The organism is Ulvibacter litoralis (assembly GCF_900102055.1).
GTDB classification, from domain to species: domain Bacteria; phylum Bacteroidota; class Bacteroidia; order Flavobacteriales; family Flavobacteriaceae; genus Ulvibacter; species Ulvibacter litoralis.
In genome coordinates this window covers 519,164-536,347 of the sequence record NZ_FNBA01000002.1, presented here as the reverse complement: position 1 = coordinate 536,347, position 17,184 = coordinate 519,164, and the positions used below count along the sequence as shown (strand labels likewise).

The following is a 17,184-nucleotide window of genomic DNA, read 5'->3' as shown; positions in this document are numbered from 1 at the left end:
GTTAGAAATTTATGAATCGACAACCAAAAAATACTTTAGCAGCTTTTCTGTATGCAACGAGTATTAAACTACCTTTGCAAAAAACAAAACAAGGTGCATCCAAACAATCTCCATAATGACTCGTATAATTTTGATGCTCTTTGCAAGACGCATCCAGCTTTAACCCCCTTTGTATTCGTAAATGAATATGACACACAAACCATCGATTTTGCTGATAGCGACGCTGTTTTAGAGTTAAATAAAGCACTGTTAAAAAAACATTATAAAGTTACCGATTGGAGTATTCCTAAGGGATATTTATGTCCGCCCATTCCTGGAAGAGCAGACTATATTCATTATATCGCCGATTTACTCGCTGAAAATAACGTATCCAAACCTATAAAAGGGTTAGATATTGGTGTGGGTGCGAATTGCATCTACCCTATTTTGGCAAATCGTATCTATGGTTGGAAAATGGTTGGCGCAGATTGTGATGAAGCTGCCATTGCATCCGCTAAAAAAAATGTACATGCTTCGGAAGGTTTAGAAAAGCATATTGACATTAGACAACAACATATAAATGCCAATATTTTTGAAGGTATTATTGCTGAAAAAGAATACTTTCATTTTACAATTTGCAACCCTCCTTTTCACACTTCGGAAGAAGCTGCAACTAAAGGAACATTGCGTAAACTGAAGAATCTTCATAAAGACGATACCTTAAAACAAATACAAGAGAACCTTGCGTTAAACTTCGGTGGACAAGCAAATGAACTTTGGTGCAATGGTGGTGAAGCGTTGTTTATTAAACGAATGATCAAACAAAGTGCTTCTTTTAAAACGCAAGTTGGATGGTTTACCACCTTGGTTTCAAAAAAAGAAAATCTTTCAAAAATCTACAAACAGTTAGATAAACTGAAGGCTACGCATCAAACTATCAAAATGGAACAAGGAAACAAGCAAAGTAGAATTGTTGCTTGGACGTTTTCGTAATCCTTCTTAACCTTCTAATTTTTCATGAGTCTCTATATCTTTCCGAAGGTCTAATTTTCGGAACGTTGGAGAAACAAGCCCCATTGTAAGCACTGTAATTAAGGTCATACTTCCTCCAAAAACAACGGCAACGACAGTTCCCATAAGTTTTGCGGTTACACCACTTTCAAAGGCACCTAATTCGTTAGAAGACCCTACAAAAATAGAATTCACAGAAGCAACGCGGCCACGCATGGCATCTGGGGTTCGTAATTGCAAAATGGTTTGGCGTATTACCATCGATATACCATCGGTAGCGCCACTTAAAAACAATGCGATAACCGACACCCAAAACCAAGACGAGAGTCCGAAAACAATCATACAAACTCCGAAGCCGAAAATTGCTGCTAGTAGCTTCATACCAGCATTTTTATTTAAAGGGAAATGAGCTGAAGTGAACATTATGAGCAACGCACCAACTGCAGGTGCCGCACGTAAAATTCCGAAGCCCTGAGAACCAACATGTAATATATCTTGCGCAAAAATGGGTAGTAACGCCATAGCACCACCAAAAAGCACTGCAAACATGTCTAATGTAAGCGCTCCAAGAATAATTTTAGTGCTAAACACAAAACGAATTCCTTCTTTCAAACTTTTTAATACAGGTTCGCCAATATTCGGATTTAAAATTGGTTTCTTCGGAATCTGTGATAGAGCCACAAAAGCCAATAGAGAACATCCAAATATTAGAAGCATCGTCCAATGCACGCCAATTATATGAATGGCAAAACCACCAATTGCAGGTCCCACAACGGCACCCATTTGCCACGTAGAACTACTCCAAGTAGCGGCGTTAGGATATAATTTTTTGGGAACTAATAACGATAAAAGCGAAAAGATTGTAGGTCCTATAAAGGCACGAACCATACCGCCCAGAAAGACTAAGAAGTAAATACAGTACAAAATAACTTTAAGAGAAAGGTCTTCTGTAAGTAAAGGCCAAGTAATGAGAAATAAGCCTAAACTGACGACTGAAAAACCCAAAATACACTTTACAAGGAGTCCTTTTTTTTCTTTTTGATCTACAATATGACCTGCGAATAGTGCTAATAAAACGGCAGGAATCACCTCCATCAACCCGATAATACCTAATGATAACGGATCTTTGGTAAGACTGTACACTTGCCATTCGATAACGACAAATTGCATGGTCCAAGCAAACACCATGGCGAACCGAACCAAAAGAAATATTCTAAACTCTTTGTAACGTAAGGCTGCGTAGGCATCGTTCTTTTTCATACTGAAAAATGAGACTAAATTTAATATTTATTCTTCGGGTGGATGACCGTGGATTTCTTCAAATACGCGATCAAAGTTTTCTCTTAGATATGAACGCAGTTTTAAACGGTAGTCATCTTTTAACCACGTTAAGAAATTGTGGGTACTCTTACTAATACATTTGGAATAACGCTCTATTCTGAAATCAATATCGTCTCCAAGCATTTTAGCCAAACCTAAAGCATCATATACATCTTCACTGTTTTCGATACAGATATATGCATGTTGTTCGATAGAGCGCTCTAAAATTACTTTTGAAGACTCTCCACTTCGAACAGAATCTACGTATGCTTTTTTAACATCAAAATAAACTTCTTTAGATTTTCCGAATTCGGCACGAAGCTCGTCTGGCATTTCATATTTGAAGAAACTTTCAATTTCATCATCATCCATCAAATTATCTAAATAAGACAATGGATATTTAAAAATACGTTGCCAATCTAAATCTGCTCCCCAAGGTCCAAAACGATGAAAATTGTTTCCGAGGTCAATCACATCAAAAGAACTCTTATTTTTCAGAATACGAGAACCACGCCCAATCATTTGGTAGTATAATGTTAATGACTTGGTTGCTCTATTTAATATAATCGATTCTACTGAAGGCTCATCAAAACCCGTTGTTAAAATACTTACTGACGTTAAAATTGCGTCGGGTGTATTTCTAAACCAAGTAAGAATCTGTTTACGTTGTTTTTTTGTAGCTGTATTGTCCAAATGCATAATAGGCAATCCAGCATGTCTAAAGGCATCATATACATATAAAGAAGTATTGATACCATTGTTGAAAATTAAAGTCTTTTTCCCTTTAGAACGCTCTCTATAAGCTTGTAACAACCTACTTAACATGTCGGCTCCCATGTATAAGTCGTCTGATGATTTTACCGTGTAATCACCATTAGCTCCCACTTCTAATGTGGTTAACCCTACATTATAAGAATACACATTTGCTCTGGCCAAGAATTCATTTTCAATTAACGATTCAATAGACTCTCCAACTATAAGCTCATTATAGTTCTCATTCATTGGAAGTTTTATGTTAGAACTCAAAGGTGTTGCGGTAACACCAAGAATGAATGATTTCTCAAAAAACTTAAAGAGTTTTGTAAATGAATTGTAATGTGCCTCATCAATAATAACAAGGCCGACATCCGAAATATCCAAACGATCTTCTTGTAATCTATTGTTAAGTGTCTCTACCATAGCCACAAAACAGCTATAGTCTGCTTGATCGTCTAAATTTGCAGAACTATTAATCACTTTATTATGAACCCCAAATTCGGTAAGCATTGAAGATGTTTGCTTACAAAGCTCAATACGGTGCGTAAGTACAAGTACTTTCTTTTTATGATTTTTTAAATACTGTCGAACAATTTCAGAAAAAATTACTGTTTTCCCTCCTCCAGTCGGCAATTGATAAAGTAGATGATAATCCTCTGGAGAATCATCAAAACTTTTAAAAATCTTATCAATGGCTCCTTTTTGGTAACTATATAAATCTTTCCCGCTTTTCTTATCCTCGACAGATGTTTCTGAAATTTTCTGTGACATTCAATTTTTTTAGACGTGCAAAGATAGGTTCTATTAAGAGCTTTTGAAACATATTTGTTGTAAAAATTAACCAACTTTCAAAAAAAAAAGTATTTCGCTTTTATTATGGAAAATAAATGAACCGCAAAACTTTAATAAAGTAGGATTATTCTGAATAAAAAAACCTACGTGTTCCTACGTGTTTGAATTAAAATATAAATTTATTCGTTGTAATGCATATTAAAAACGTTTAAAAACACCTCTAAGAAACTCACATTAACATTCTAACCTATAAATATAACTAACTTTGTAGTCCCAAATGTTATTGTTTATGTTTACCTATAAAAAAAATATCCTTTTTTGCCTTATAACACTCTTTATGTGTGCAAATTACGCGTTATTTTCGCAAACTGGAATTAACACCACTCACCCACGTAAAACATTAGAAGTAGGTGGAAATATGCACGTAAATGGTAGTATTGAGATTGGTACTGTTAAACCACTAAAAGACTCAGAATCTTCTACTTTTTTAATTCAGGATACAGACAACACTATTAAAGCAATGGATGTAAGTAATCCTACTGGATCTGCATTAGGATACATACAACAATATATAATTACGAACCCTCAAGGGGACTGGATATTAAATTTTGACACTGGAGTTGATGCTACAGATTATGTTTTAATAACGACTTCTGCGAATTATGATAAAGAATTAGTTATTTCAAATAGCATTAACAATGCTAAAAATAATGGAACTTTACCGTATACTTCAACGTTTATTGAAAACGGAACTTGGCACATCATTGCAGATTTCCCTGTTGCTTCTAATTATAATGAAAGTGAAATTGGAACTTGGACAATAAACACTTTAATTTTCTCAAAAGATTTATCAAAGCGCTTTGGAACTATTACTATTCCTATGCTTGGCGGCACTACTGGAAGTGCAGTTATCCCAATTATTGATTAAGACCTACTCAGAATGAAAAAAATTACACTACTCTTTTTCCTAACAATATTTTCTATAGGAACAGCGCAAGTTGGTATCGGAACAACGAATCCACAAGCTGAATTACATGTGGCTGGAGATTTACTAGTTCAATCTACCTTTCAACAAAATGGTTTAAATACGGTTTCTCCTACTGAAGAAAATTTTAAATTATTAACTAGAACAACCAATTCAACTCCTGTAGGTGAAATAACCGTTCTAGATACTGATAATTTGTCTGTAGCTCCTGTTAATACCATAGATTATCATTTTACAAACATTAAAAGAGACAATATAACAGATCTTGACTTACAATATGATACTTCTAAATATGTCGTTGCCATTTCTAACTATCGATATGTAGGAGATGCTATAAGAAAAACAACAATTGATGATCGCAAACTAATTGGAAACTCTGTAGTGCGTGTTTTTGAAAGTAACGGAACTTGGCATATCGAAATTAGAAATCGAGATTTAGACCTAAGAAATTCCGATACTGTTGAATACTATATCACATTAATTGTTTACGACAAATCGTATTTTAGAAACCTAACTCCTATTACAACAGACTTAAATGGTTCTAATACCGGAACTGCAACATCTGTTCCTGTCCTAAATTAAACCTACTCTATCATGAAAAATACTACCTTATACATACTCTTTTTTGTAGTTAATTTAACTGTTTACGCACAAGTAGGTATTAATACATCATCACCATCGGCAACCCTAGACGTCGTTGGAAATGTAAAAACTGACTTAAGTTTATTTTTAGAAAATCCAGGAGAGTACACACAAATTCGCGATTCAAAATTATTAATTAAATCTACTACAGACGAAGTTTTAAAATACAACTTGTTGGTTAGCAAATATGGACCAACTAATTATGCTGAATATGTTTTTAAAGATCTTTCTACAAACGGACTTCAAGATTACGATACAAAAATTGCTACAAGTGAATATATTGTAACCGTACAAGGATTTTATTTTGTGGAAGCTATTACCGGCAACACAGATATTATGTCGCATAGTAATATTAGAAACAATAACATTGAAGGGCATCAGATTTATGCCTATAAAAATACCACAACCAACACTTGGTTTCTAAGAGGTTTCATTAATAATGGAACTTTTAGGTCTAATAATGGATCAGCTTATGTAGATTCTCCTATCGATTTATACTTAAATGTAATTATATATCGCAACGGATTCATTACTAAAGAACAATCTGGTATTACTGTAGATATGGGTAATTCAGAAACTGGTGTAGCCCCATTGCCTAGTGGGTTTTAAAGTTTTTAGTTTGTTAATAACTAAGTTTATGTTAAGTTGAGTCAAGGGTATCAATTAAGTTTGATGCCCTTTTCTTTTTTCTTCGGAAAGATACGTAGCTCCAACTCTATTTGTTAATACTTTGTTAAATTACTACTATGTTTTACATAGTACTGTAACATTAAGAAGTAACTCTCGTCTATTAGATATAACCACAAAACAAAAAACACGATGAGAACATTAAACAGTAATCAATTAACAGAAAGAAGTACAACAAGTAAAGCATATGCTTGGAATATGAAAAGACGTTATAGAAACTAAACACGAAAGTGTATATATAGAATTCATCAAAATCAATGTATCAATCAAAAAAGAATATATCATGAGAACCTTACACACAAATCAACTTACAGAAAGAAGTACAACAAGCAAAGCGTATTCTTGGAATCTGAAAAGACGTTATAGAAATTAAGCACAAAAGTATTTTTATAAAATTCATCAAAATCAATTCATCAATCAAAAAACAACATACTATGAGAACCTTACACACCAATCAGTTAACAGAAAGAACCGCTACCAGTAAATCATATACTTGGAATCAGAAAAGACGTTTTAGATAACGTATTGTAAAAAACATCAATCAAAATCAAACAAACTGCTATGAAAACGTATAAAAATCTTCAGAAGACTAAAAAAATAGTGCAACAGAAACGGGACGAATTACTTTATGTAGCCGAACAAATTTATAACCGCCACGATCCTTGGGCTTACACAACAAAACAGTATGCGTCTTAACACCTCCCCTTCATCAATCAAAAAGAAAAGCTGAAAGTTATTTGACTAACTTTCAGCTTTTTTAATTTATATTCTTCTCAGCAAATAATCCTTCCGGAGAGAAATACTTAGATGAAAACTTCTTTAAATTGAATTCCTAAAACTTTCCGAAGTTCATGTATTTTCTGAATTTCACCAGGAATAATAAATGCTAACGAAACTCCTGTTTTACCAGCACGAGCCGTTCTTCCACTTCTGTGCGTGTAATAATCTATTTGATCTGGCAATTGATGGTGTATTACGAATGCCAAATTATTGACATCTATACCACGTGCCGAAACATCTGTAGAAATTAAAACCTGTAGACTTCCATTTTTAAAAGCGCGCATAACTTTGTCGCGTTCTTTTTGCTGCATATCACCTTCCAAAGCTTCTACTGAAAAACCTTTGTCTTTTAGGGCTGTAGCTAAATTCTGTGTTCCCGCTTTGGTTCTACAGAAAATAATTCCGCGATCTTTCGCTCTACTATCTAATAATTTCTCAAGTAAATTAACCTTGTCTTTAATGGTAGTTGTGATGTATTGATGCGTAATATTTGCATTTACTAGCGACTCTTTGTTCACCTCTACCCTTGGAGCATCGACTGCCATGTAGGTTTTGATTAACTTTTTAATCTCTTCTGGCATGGTTGCCGAAAAAAGCCAAGTATTTCGAGTTCCGCTTGTAAATTTTAAAATACGATTGATATCTTCTTTAAATCCCATGCTCAACATTTCGTCTGCTTCATCGAGCACTAATGTTGAAATGTTTTTAATATTGATATCCTTACGTTCAATCAAGTCTAACAAACGACCAGGCGTAGCAACCACAATATGAGTGGTACGTTTTAACGCGGCAATTTGCTTGTCAATTTTTTCTCCACCATACACACCTTCACTAAAAATTTTAGTATCACAGTATTTGGTGAATTTGAACAGTTGTTTTTGAATTTGCTGTACTAATTCTCTTGTTGGAGCCAAAATTAACGCCTGAATCTCAGGATTTGACGCGTCAATTTTTTGCAATAGCGGAAGACCGAAAGCAGCTGTTTTTCCTGTTCCGGTTTGCGCTAATCCAATTAAATCTGTTGCAGAGTTTAATAGTATTGGGATGGCAATTTCTTGAATTTGTGTTGGCTCTTTAATACCAATTTCATTCAAAGATTTTACAAAGTCCTTACGGACTCCCAAAGTTGAAAATGTGGACATATAGGGTTTGTTGTACTAGATTTTTTTAACACGTACCGCGTTCAATCCTTTTTGACCTTTTTCAAGTTCAAAACTAACTGTGTTACCTTCGGTAATGTCTTCTGTGGTTCCACTCACGTGGACGAAATAGCGTTCTTGATCAACCTTATCGATAATAAAACCGAACCCTTTAGAGCTATCGTAAAAATCTACTCTTCCTTGGTGTACTGGATCAACTTCCTCTTCGGCTTCTCTTTTAGGAACACCAATTTCAATACTTTCTGCATCCACTTTCACTTTTTGTGAAGGGTCTGGAGGAGTATCTGTAAAACGTCCAAATTCATCAACATATACAAGCATATTTTCCAGTCCGCCGCCTTTTGAGTTAGCTTTGCGTTCTGCTGCTTTTTTCTTCTTATCCTCTTGTTTCTTTAAACGTTTTTTTTCGCGTTCTTTTTTACCGTAGGTCTCTTGTGATCCTGCCATTAATTTTTTTGTTTTTAATTATTTAGAGTGCAAAGATACGTATATTTTAGTTGAGTTTTTAACATTTTACTTTATCGCTAACCATATTCGTGTAATTTTGTTGTTTTAATTACCAAAAAATAACAGTTTCATAATCAATATGGAAGCAAACAACCACAGACATTTTATTTTACATAAACCCTACGGCTATATTAGTCAGTTTATTAGCAATGATGTAAAAAGTCATAAAAAAAAGTTTCTTGGCGAATTATACGATTTCCCCGTAGAAACCATGTCGATTGGTCGTTTGGACGAAAAAAGTGAGGGCTTACTCCTTCTTACTACGAACGGGAAGCTTAGCGCTACGATTAACAGTAAAAAAATTGAAAAAGAATACTACGCGCAAGTTGATGGAATTATTACTTCGGAAGCCATTACATTGCTACAAAATGGCGTTGAAATAGGATTACACGGCAAAAAATACATTACAAAACCAGGGGAAGCTCGTAAAATTGAATCGCCTAACTTCAAAGCACGAACTCAAAAAATACGTGATGAACGTCACGGCCCCACTTCTTGGGTTTCGATCACGCTGAAGGAAGGGAAATTTCGACAAGTACGAAAAATGACTTCTGCCGTGGGTTTCCCTACACTGCGTTTGGTTCGTGTTCGCGTTGGCGAAATTCAATTAGACTCTTTAGTTCCTGGAGAAGCAGTTGAAGTTCGCTCACTTCTCCCCTTTCAGCATTAGTTAAAATTGAATAGATCGTAGGGTAGTTGCATCTAGAAAATACGTCATTTTTAAGGATAGGGTCTGATTGCTATTTTCTGCAATACTATTTTTCAAATTATCAAAATATGACGAGCGTACATCCGTATTAAAAAGCGTTGCTCCTAATTTACAACCAAAACTTAATTCACTTGCCGGTGCAAATTGCCATTTCGCCAAAAAATCGAAGGTTACATTGTTGTAATTATCGTCAAAATCGCTCACATTAATGCTCGTGTTACTTACTACTAAATCTCCCGAATCTAATAACTCATAGTGTTTTTTATTTTCCACTTGAATCCAATAGTGTCGCAGTCTTGCACTTACATTCATCTTGGCGTTTAACGCAAAATTTAGCGTCAAACTATTGTCCCATTCTTGAATGCTTCGTTGTCCAAAAATAATGGTGTCATCTTCAAAAGTTAAAAAGCCCGCATTTGAAGGTTTATGCTCATACGATTGTGAAAAATAAGCGTTTAAATGTTGTCCTATCCGTGCGCGTATTCCGTAGCCAGCAATGAACTCGCGATCAAAAATTGACGTATCCATATAATTTACCAACACAACATACCCCGCAAAAGAGAGATTTTTATTACTATTGGTTTGATATTCAAAAAAGGCTTCCGTTTGTGCCGGAATGTTATAATATCGATCTTCTACGCGCGCTTCATAAAAATTTCTTCCTTTCTGAATATACGTCCATTCGGCAAAGATGGCGTGATTGCTTTTCTTAGTTGTAGCATTCCCTCCTAACTTGTAATAAGTCAATTCATTTTTAAACAAACTGTAATAATAGCGCTGCTGATGTAAAAAGAAATATTGATATCTAGAAAACGTTTTTTTAGCATTGTTTTCAGAATAACGAAGATCCCACGTTAGCGTCAATTGATTGTTTCTTGACAAATACCCAAAATCGTTCGGATTGTAGGTTTTGTCATATAACTTTCCTGAAATTCCACTCGTCCATTTTCCACTAATTTTTCCTGCGTATAAAAAATATTCATGTCCTATTTTATTTTTTTCTTCGGAAAAATACTGCTGTGATATTCCTTTTTTAGCACGAAGACTAAAAGACCGCTTCGCGTTATACCATTGGTATTGAAGTGCCGTTAGGTTCGCGTCGTAAGCACGTCCATTTCGCAATACCGAATTATTTACCAAGGTAATAGAAGCGTTGTTTTTTAAGCTCTGATCCAATACTAAAGATGTGTAATTGGTAAGAGGATTTGTTTCAACCGTTCGAATAGTTCCTGTTTCCGTATTTAAAACTTCAGCTTCACTTTTATCGGTCACCCCGTTTAGGAGCCCGATGGAGAGTCCGTTACTCGATTTCCCTGTAACTTTCAATAAGTTTATAATATTTGAAGAGACAGGATTGCTTACTATTTCTTCATTTTCCGAAGTAGTAAAACGCGAATTAATAGGAGTTCCGCCAATTCTACGGGTGTACAAATAGCCTCCTTTGTCAAAAATTTCGGTGCCTTCTACAAAAAACTGTCGGTTTTCATCGTACTGAATTTCAAATGGAGAAAGGTTCAAAATTTGATCGTCTGAAGGAGCCTGACTAAAATCGGGAATAAGCGAAACATCCAATGTATACGCATTATTAAGCACGTATTTTAAGTCTAATCCGCCATTCAAACTTGTTTTCGTTTCTCCTGAAGCACTCTTCTCACTAACTCCAGATACAAAAGGATACAACGAAATATTTAATGGTGGTGTTACTTTCCGAAGTCCTTTTAAATTTCCAAATTGGTTTAGAAATCCGTCAATTTCAGGTTTTATAGGATTCCAGAACGACTCTTCGTTAAGTTTAGAAGCTACACGTTGAAAATTAATTTTGAAATTAGTCATGTCTTCCTTCGGAAAGCGAATGCTATTAAACGGAATTTTGAACTCCACAATCCATTTATCGTCATACAATTGCACATCACTTTGCCAAACCACATTAAAGTTACGGTAGCCGTCTGTAGCGCTCAATTTTTCGTCTAATTGTACTCCTGCTGCGGTTACAGTAAAATCGTACCCTTCTCTCGCCTCTCCAAATGGATCTAATTGTATTCCAAAAAAATCGGAATTTCCATTATCATCACGCGCAGTAAGTTGGTGATTTATTTCTTCTTTATTCGCCACAAATAACACCGCTGCGACGTATAGATAATTATGATCGTATCCAATAGCAACTTGAGTGCTTCGAGTAGCTGGCTCACCGTTATTAGGTGCCGATTGAATAAAATTCCCTTCTTGAAGGTGTGTTTTCCAGAAAGCTTCAGATAAAGTTCCATCAATTGTTATTGCTTCAGAAATAGGTTCAATCACTAAGGTCTTTTGCGCCATCACTTCAGAAAAAAGAGACAGAAGAAAGAGTGTAAAATAAGTAAGTATGTGTTTTTGTAAAGTGATCATAGTGGTGGGTTTTGTTTCAGTAAACAAAGGTGCTTCCCACTTGACCATATTCAGGTTAAGCACGAGGTTAAAGACACGTTAATCATTTTTCCGAAGAAAAACAGAACGGATTAACATACGTGTCAAAATTCAATAAAGACAACGGTTTTCAACGGTTTTAACGTTAAACGGGGGTTAATGATAGAAAAAACACCTTGCAGACTATGCATTATCTATATTTTTGATATGCAGAACCAACCAAAATGAAAAACAAAATAACCATACTAATACTTACCTCTGTTTTAGCGCTTTTAGCGTTATCGTCCATACAGACGTACTTAATATATAATTCGTACCAATTAAAGAAGGCTGCTTTTATTTCTGAAACAGACAATGCAATGTCGAATATTCATACCAAAAAGGCACTTGACGATTTGTTTGATGATTGGGGAGAAGATTTGAAGAATCATTTGGCAGATTATCAGAATCATAGAATTTCAAAAAATGAAGTTATTGAACGACTTCAAAACAAAGCGGACAGTAATAATGTAGCTTACAAAAAGCAATATCAAGAAGAATTAAAGAAATTAGATTTCGGGTATGATGTAAATTATAAAACGGTTATCACCTCCATTATCATTTTAAAAGGGTCCAAAAGAGATACTATATTGACAAATTCAAAAGGGAAAGAAACCCGTCTCTTTGGTGAAGATTTTGACAATAAAGAAGCTATAACCATTAATAAGTCTAATTGGTTCTCGGAAAATGAATTTATAGGCACTGTTGCTGACGAAGTTAAAACTACTAGCTATAGTCTTGAAGTAAATACGAAACAGCTCATTTTAATTAAAGACTGGAAAAGAATTGTGCTGAAACGATTGGCATCCCTTTTAATTACTTCAATACTCCTCTTTCTATTTGTAATTGGCTTGCTGTATTATTCAATAAAAAACCTAATCACACAGAAAAAAACAGCAGAAATTAAAACCGATTTCATCAATAATATTACCCACGAATTAAAAACACCGCTCGCTACGTTGAGCATTGCTACAAAAAGTTTAAAAAATGAAGCCATTCGCAATGATGCTTCTAAATTTGATACTACATTAAACATCGTAGAACGACAAAACAACCGACTACAACAACTCATAGATCAAGTGCTCACCAACAGTTTAAGCAGTGAAGATATTGTACTCTCAAAGCAGTCGGTGACTGATGCAGTGTATTTTTCAGAATTAATTGAAGACTTTAAATTATCGACGCAACGTACCGATATTTCACTAGAATTGGATTTAAATAATTCGGAAGTGATGCTTCGAATAGACAAATTTCATTTTACTACAGCCTTGTTTAATATTCTAGAAAATGCAGTGAAATACGGCTCTGAAAATCCATCCATTACGATGAAAACATTCATGAAAAATGGAATGTATACTGTACAAATTAGTGACAATGGTATTGGAATTCCGTCGCACGAACTTGACAGTATCTTCGATAAATTTTACCGGGTTAGCGAAGGCAATCTACACAAGGTAAAGGGACTAGGGCTAGGTTTATACTATACAAAACAGATAATTACAGCCCATTATGGCACTATTTTAGTAGAAAGCGAACCACATAAAGGAACTACATTCACCATCAAAATACCTGTAACCTAATGGAAATCACACATGTTTTATTAGCAGAAGACGATTTTGACTTCGGAAGTATTTTAAAGCAATACTTAGAGATTCACAGTTTTGAAGTTACTTGGGCTTTGGATGGAAAAGAAGCGTATACCTTATTTAAAAAGGCTTCGGAAAGTGCTACACAACGGTTTGATATTTGCGTTTTTGATGTGATGATGCCCAAAATGGACGGATTTACCCTCGCCGAAAAAGTACTTGAAATTAATCCTGAAATTCCTTTTGTGTTTTTAACTGCTAAAAAGATGAAAGAAGATAAGATTCAAGGCTTAAAACTTGGTGCTGACGATTATATCGTGAAACCCTTTGAAGCAGATATTTTAGTACTTCGCCTTCAGAATATTTTAAAAAGAGTACAAAAAACAACACATACTGTTAAAAAAGAAACGAGTTACCACATTGGCACTTATTTATTTGACCCCATCAACCATCAATTACACTATAATGGAACCATACAGCGTATTACTGATAAAGAGGCGCAGCTTATTAAGTATTTATTCAGCAACAAAAATGAGCTTATAAAAAGAGAGGATTTACTACTACACATTTGGGGAAATGACGATTTCTTTTCAGGTAGAAGCATGGATGTCTTTTTAAGCAAGTTGCGAAAATATTTCAATCAAGATCCAGCAATTACAATTGAAAGTACCCGTAATGTTGGACTTACTTTTAAAATTTCGGGTACCTAACAACTTAAAAATTAAATTATGAAAACTATAGTAATAGCAGTACTAAGCATTAGTATTTACATATGCAGTATCGCAGCAACCGCACAAACGCCACAAACACCTAAAACACCAAATGTTCAAGTATCGCAACATTCAGACACTAGTAAAACAACGACGTCTACCTCGTACAACACTTCTGTTTCTACAGATGGTGTAGAAGATCAAAATCAGAATGTATCGGTGTCGGTTAGTAACACGAATCATTCATACAGTTTTAGAGCACGATATTCTGGCGCAAAAGACCAAGAGCTGAAAGAACTCATCATAAAAGAAATGGGAACCAATAATTTAACAACTTCCAATGGAAAATTAAAGTGGAGCTTAACTTCTGGAAATGAAGATGTTTATGAAATTGAATTGCGAAAAGGAAAGCTGACGATGGAAGTTGATAAAAACAGCGCCTCGCCTAGTTTGGTTGAAAAAATTGTGAATCTTGGAAAATCAGCAAAAACCATTATTACAGGTAAAAGTGAAGCAAATATTGAAGCGGAAAAATTACAACGGGAAGCTGACAGGTTAAAACGGGAAGCAGATAGAATGCAACGCGAAGCTGACCGAATGAAACGCGAAGAAGAACGCCTACAACGGGAAGCTGACCGATTAAATAGATCACACACTTCTGTGTACGAAAAAGACGCAGAACGTTTTACGCAAGAGGCTAAAAAACTCACTTCGGAAGCGGCGCAATTAACGGAAGAAGCACGTCATAGAGGCGGCGTAAGCAGTAACATCAAAAATCTATTAAACGAAGATAGAACGCGCCTTGAAGTACGTTCTTCTTCCAAAGAAACTTGGGTTTGGCCAACGGTTCAAAAAGAATTGATTACTTCCCTCCTTTCAGATAAATTAATTACTTCTGAAGCTACTGTACATCTTACTAGAGACGCTTCTGGAATGTATATAAACGGTGAAAAATTGAAAGAAACAAATGAACGAAAGTACAGTGCTTTATTTTTAAAATATGGAATTGCCAAAAACAACTATTTTTCGTTTGATAAATCCCAAAACCATATCGTAATTATTAACGAACCCATACGTTTAGACGAACTTGTAAACGAGCTTAAAACAGTTGGATTCATTCGTTCTGTAAACGATAAAGTGTCTATTGAACTTAATGGATATACCATGATTAAAAATGGCGCGTCGTTAACTCCAGAAAAGGTTTCGAAATACAACGCCCTCTTCTTGAAGCACAACATTATCGCCGCTCCTGGAAAAATTATTGAATTTATGGGGAATGGTGGCTATAAAATTGGATATAGTCTTGGACCAAAATCACATATTGGGACTTGGGTATTCCCGAATTAAATTTTAGCTTGGTACGTATATAATTCGTAGTATCTGCCTTCTTTCTCTATTAGAGATTCGTGGGTGCCACGTTCTACAATTTCGCCCGCTTCCACCACTAATATTTGATCGGCTTTTTTAATCGTACTTAGTCGGTGGGCAATTACAATGGTTGTTCTGTCTTTCACTAAAGAGGTCAAACTCTTTTGTATTAACGCTTCACTTTCAGTATCTAAATTAGAGGTAGCTTCATCTAAAATAATAATTTTAGGATCTGCCAATATAGCTCTCGCAATAGCAATTCGTTGTCGTTGTCCGCCAGATAATTTAACCCCTCTTTCGCCAATTACAGTTTCTAATCCATTTTCAAAACGATCGGTAAATTCGTTTACATACCCTGCTTTCACAGCATTTTGAAGTTGTGCTTCGGAAGCATTTGGCCTCGGGAATAAAATGTTTTCCCGAATGGTACCTTCAAATAGGAATTCGTCTTGTAATACAACACCTAAATGCTGTCTGAAGCTGCTTAAATTCACTTTCGTAATGTCGTTGCCATCAATGGTGATTTCACCCGATATCGGATTTAAAAAGGTCGCTGCCAATCCCGCAATCGTAGATTTTCCAGAACCGGAACTTCCTACCAAAGCAGTTACAGATCCTGAGGGCGCTGTAAAAGAGATATTGTGAAGTACTTCTTTGTTTTCTTCATATGCAAAAGAGACATCGTTAAAAACAAGGGCTCCTTTCATATTATTTAATTGAATGGTTCTTTTTTCAGCATCTTCTTCAGGTTCCATATTCATTAACTCTTCGGTTCTATCCAAACCGGCAAGGGCTTCAGTTAACTGACTTCCAATATTGCTCATTTGTACAATGGGAGCAATCATAAATCCTAATAATAACGTAAACGAAATAAAATCACCTGTTGTTAAGGTGCCTTCCATAATATAGTACCCACCAATTCCCATAATTCCAGTAGATGCGAGTCCTAATAAAAACGTAGCTGAACTGGTCATAGCTGCAGTAGCTGTTAAACTCTTTTTTACATTCTGAAACAATTGATCTACACCTGCTTCAAACGCTTTGTTTTCTTGTTCTTCCGCATTAAAACCTTTAATCACTCTCACACCTGCCAAAGTTTCAGTTAAGCGTCCCGTCACTTCTGCATTAATTTTACCACGTGCTCTAAAAATAGGACGAATATATTTGAATGCTTTTAAGGCAACAATTCCGAAGATAGAAACAGGAACGAGCACAAACAACGTCATTGGAAGACTAATCTTTATAAGCAACACTAATGAAATAACAGCCGTGATAGTCCCTCCTACCAATTGCACCAATCCAGTACCAATTAAATTACGAACTCCTTCCACGTCACTCATAATTCGTGAAACCAGCGCACCAGATTTAGTATTGTCGAAAAAACTAATTGGCAACGACAATATTTTTCGTTGTACTTGCGCTCTTAATTCTGAAATTAAATACTGCGCTTGAACGCTCAAAATTCTAGTTAATAAAAACGAGGTAATAGCTTGTACTAATATGGCAATTCCGACAATGGTTAGCAAGCTGTACAACTGATCAAAGTCTTTATTTGGAATCACATCATCTAGCAACGCCTTACTTTTCCATGGCAGTACCAAACTAGCCAACCTACTTAAAACAATTAGTATAAGTCCGATAAAAACTAACTTTCGTTTGGGCCAAATAATGGTTTTAAATGCTTTTCCTAAACTTACTTTAGGCTTTTTACTATCTTTTGATGTTGGGCTTGCAAGGTGACGCATTATTG

General features: G+C 35.2%; 15 protein-coding genes. 9 read left to right on the top strand and 6 right to left on the bottom strand.

Features of this window, described 5'->3' with window-relative positions; translation table 11 throughout:
• The first annotated feature begins 51 nt into the window (after positions 1–51).
• Positions 52–972, top strand: a complete 921-nt coding sequence (gene rlmF, locus BLQ00_RS08535; protein WP_229792603.1) for a 23S rRNA (adenine(1618)-N(6))-methyltransferase RlmF — start codon at positions 52–54, stop codon at positions 970–972.
• A gap of 6 nt (positions 973–978) precedes the next feature.
• On the opposite strand, the gene BLQ00_RS08530 is transcribed toward rlmF, so the two are convergent.
• Both BLQ00_RS08530 and BLQ00_RS08525 read right to left on the bottom strand, forming a co-directional pair.
• Complete coding sequence (locus BLQ00_RS08530) at positions 979–2,250, bottom strand: MFS transporter (RefSeq protein WP_093143126.1); 1,272 nt, start codon at positions 2,248–2,250, stop codon at positions 979–981.
• Between the two features lie 27 nt (positions 2,251–2,277).
• Positions 2,278–3,837 (bottom strand): DEAD/DEAH box helicase, encoded by a 1,560-nt coding sequence (locus BLQ00_RS08525; RefSeq protein WP_093143124.1) that lies wholly within the window; start codon positions 3,835–3,837, stop codon positions 2,278–2,280.
• A gap of 358 nt (positions 3,838–4,195) precedes the next feature.
• On the opposite strand from BLQ00_RS08525, the gene BLQ00_RS08520 reads away from it, so the two are divergent.
• From BLQ00_RS08520 to BLQ00_RS17850, 4 genes are all read left to right on the top strand, one after another.
• Positions 4,196–4,786: a hypothetical protein gene (locus BLQ00_RS08520; RefSeq protein WP_139149379.1), complete on the top strand. Its 591-nt coding sequence runs from the start codon at positions 4,196–4,198 to the stop codon at positions 4,784–4,786.
• Between the two features lie 12 nt (positions 4,787–4,798).
• The gene (locus tag BLQ00_RS08515; RefSeq protein WP_093143120.1) at positions 4,799–5,425 is read left to right on the top strand and encodes a hypothetical protein; all 627 of its coding nucleotides are present in this window, start codon (positions 4,799–4,801) and stop codon (positions 5,423–5,425) included.
• A gap of 12 nt (positions 5,426–5,437) precedes the next feature.
• Positions 5,438–6,094, top strand: a complete 657-nt coding sequence (locus BLQ00_RS08510) for a hypothetical protein (RefSeq protein ID WP_093143118.1) — start codon at positions 5,438–5,440, stop codon at positions 6,092–6,094.
• Positions 6,095–6,733: 639 nt separating this feature from the next.
• The gene (locus tag BLQ00_RS17850; protein ID WP_262891365.1) at positions 6,734–6,868 is read left to right on the top strand and encodes a hypothetical protein; all 135 of its coding nucleotides are present in this window, start codon (positions 6,734–6,736) and stop codon (positions 6,866–6,868) included.
• A gap of 107 nt (positions 6,869–6,975) precedes the next feature.
• Here BLQ00_RS17850 and BLQ00_RS08505 read toward each other — a convergent pair whose 3' ends face one another.
• Positions 6,976–8,094 carry a DEAD/DEAH box helicase gene (locus BLQ00_RS08505; RefSeq protein WP_093143115.1) on the bottom strand — a complete coding sequence of 373 codons (1,119 nt, stop codon included), beginning with the start codon at positions 8,092–8,094 and terminating at the stop codon, positions 6,976–6,978.
• A gap of 15 nt (positions 8,095–8,109) precedes the next feature.
• The gene (locus BLQ00_RS08500; protein WP_093143114.1) at positions 8,110–8,559 is read right to left on the bottom strand and encodes a cold-shock protein; all 450 of its coding nucleotides are present in this window, start codon (positions 8,557–8,559) and stop codon (positions 8,110–8,112) included.
• 139 nt (positions 8,560–8,698) lie between these two features.
• On the opposite strand from BLQ00_RS08500, the gene BLQ00_RS08495 reads away from it, so the two are divergent.
• Positions 8,699–9,289: a pseudouridine synthase gene (locus tag BLQ00_RS08495; RefSeq protein WP_093143111.1), complete on the top strand. Its 591-nt coding sequence runs from the start codon at positions 8,699–8,701 to the stop codon at positions 9,287–9,289.
• Here BLQ00_RS08495 and BLQ00_RS08490 read toward each other — a convergent pair whose 3' ends face one another.
• A complete protein-coding gene (locus tag BLQ00_RS08490) occupies positions 9,290–11,713 on the bottom strand; it encodes a DUF5916 domain-containing protein (protein WP_139149378.1) in 2,424 nt (807 codons plus the stop codon). It abuts the gene before it with no gap.
• Between the two features lie 242 nt (positions 11,714–11,955).
• Between BLQ00_RS08490 and BLQ00_RS08485 the strand changes: the two genes are divergently transcribed.
• The 3 genes from BLQ00_RS08485 to BLQ00_RS08475 are packed head-to-tail and all read left to right on the top strand — an operon-like array spanning position 11,956 to position 15,413.
• Positions 11,956–13,350 (top strand): sensor histidine kinase, encoded by a 1,395-nt coding sequence (locus BLQ00_RS08485; RefSeq protein WP_093143106.1) that lies wholly within the window; start codon positions 11,956–11,958, stop codon positions 13,348–13,350.
• Positions 13,350–14,066 (top strand): response regulator transcription factor, encoded by a 717-nt coding sequence (locus BLQ00_RS08480; protein ID WP_093143105.1) that lies wholly within the window; start codon positions 13,350–13,352, stop codon positions 14,064–14,066. Before BLQ00_RS08485 ends, BLQ00_RS08480 begins: the two co-directional genes overlap by 1 nt.
• A gap of 18 nt (positions 14,067–14,084) precedes the next feature.
• Positions 14,085–15,413 carry a DivIVA domain-containing protein gene (locus tag BLQ00_RS08475; RefSeq protein ID WP_093143102.1) on the top strand — a complete coding sequence of 443 codons (1,329 nt, stop codon included), beginning with the start codon at positions 14,085–14,087 and terminating at the stop codon, positions 15,411–15,413.
• Here the strand turns inward: BLQ00_RS08475 and BLQ00_RS08470 are convergent.
• Entirely contained in the window at positions 15,410–17,179 is a 1,770-nt protein-coding gene (locus BLQ00_RS08470; protein WP_093143100.1) for an ABC transporter ATP-binding protein, read from the bottom strand. The genes BLQ00_RS08475 and BLQ00_RS08470 overlap by 4 nt on opposite strands.
• Between the last annotated feature and the right edge of the window lie 5 nt (positions 17,180–17,184).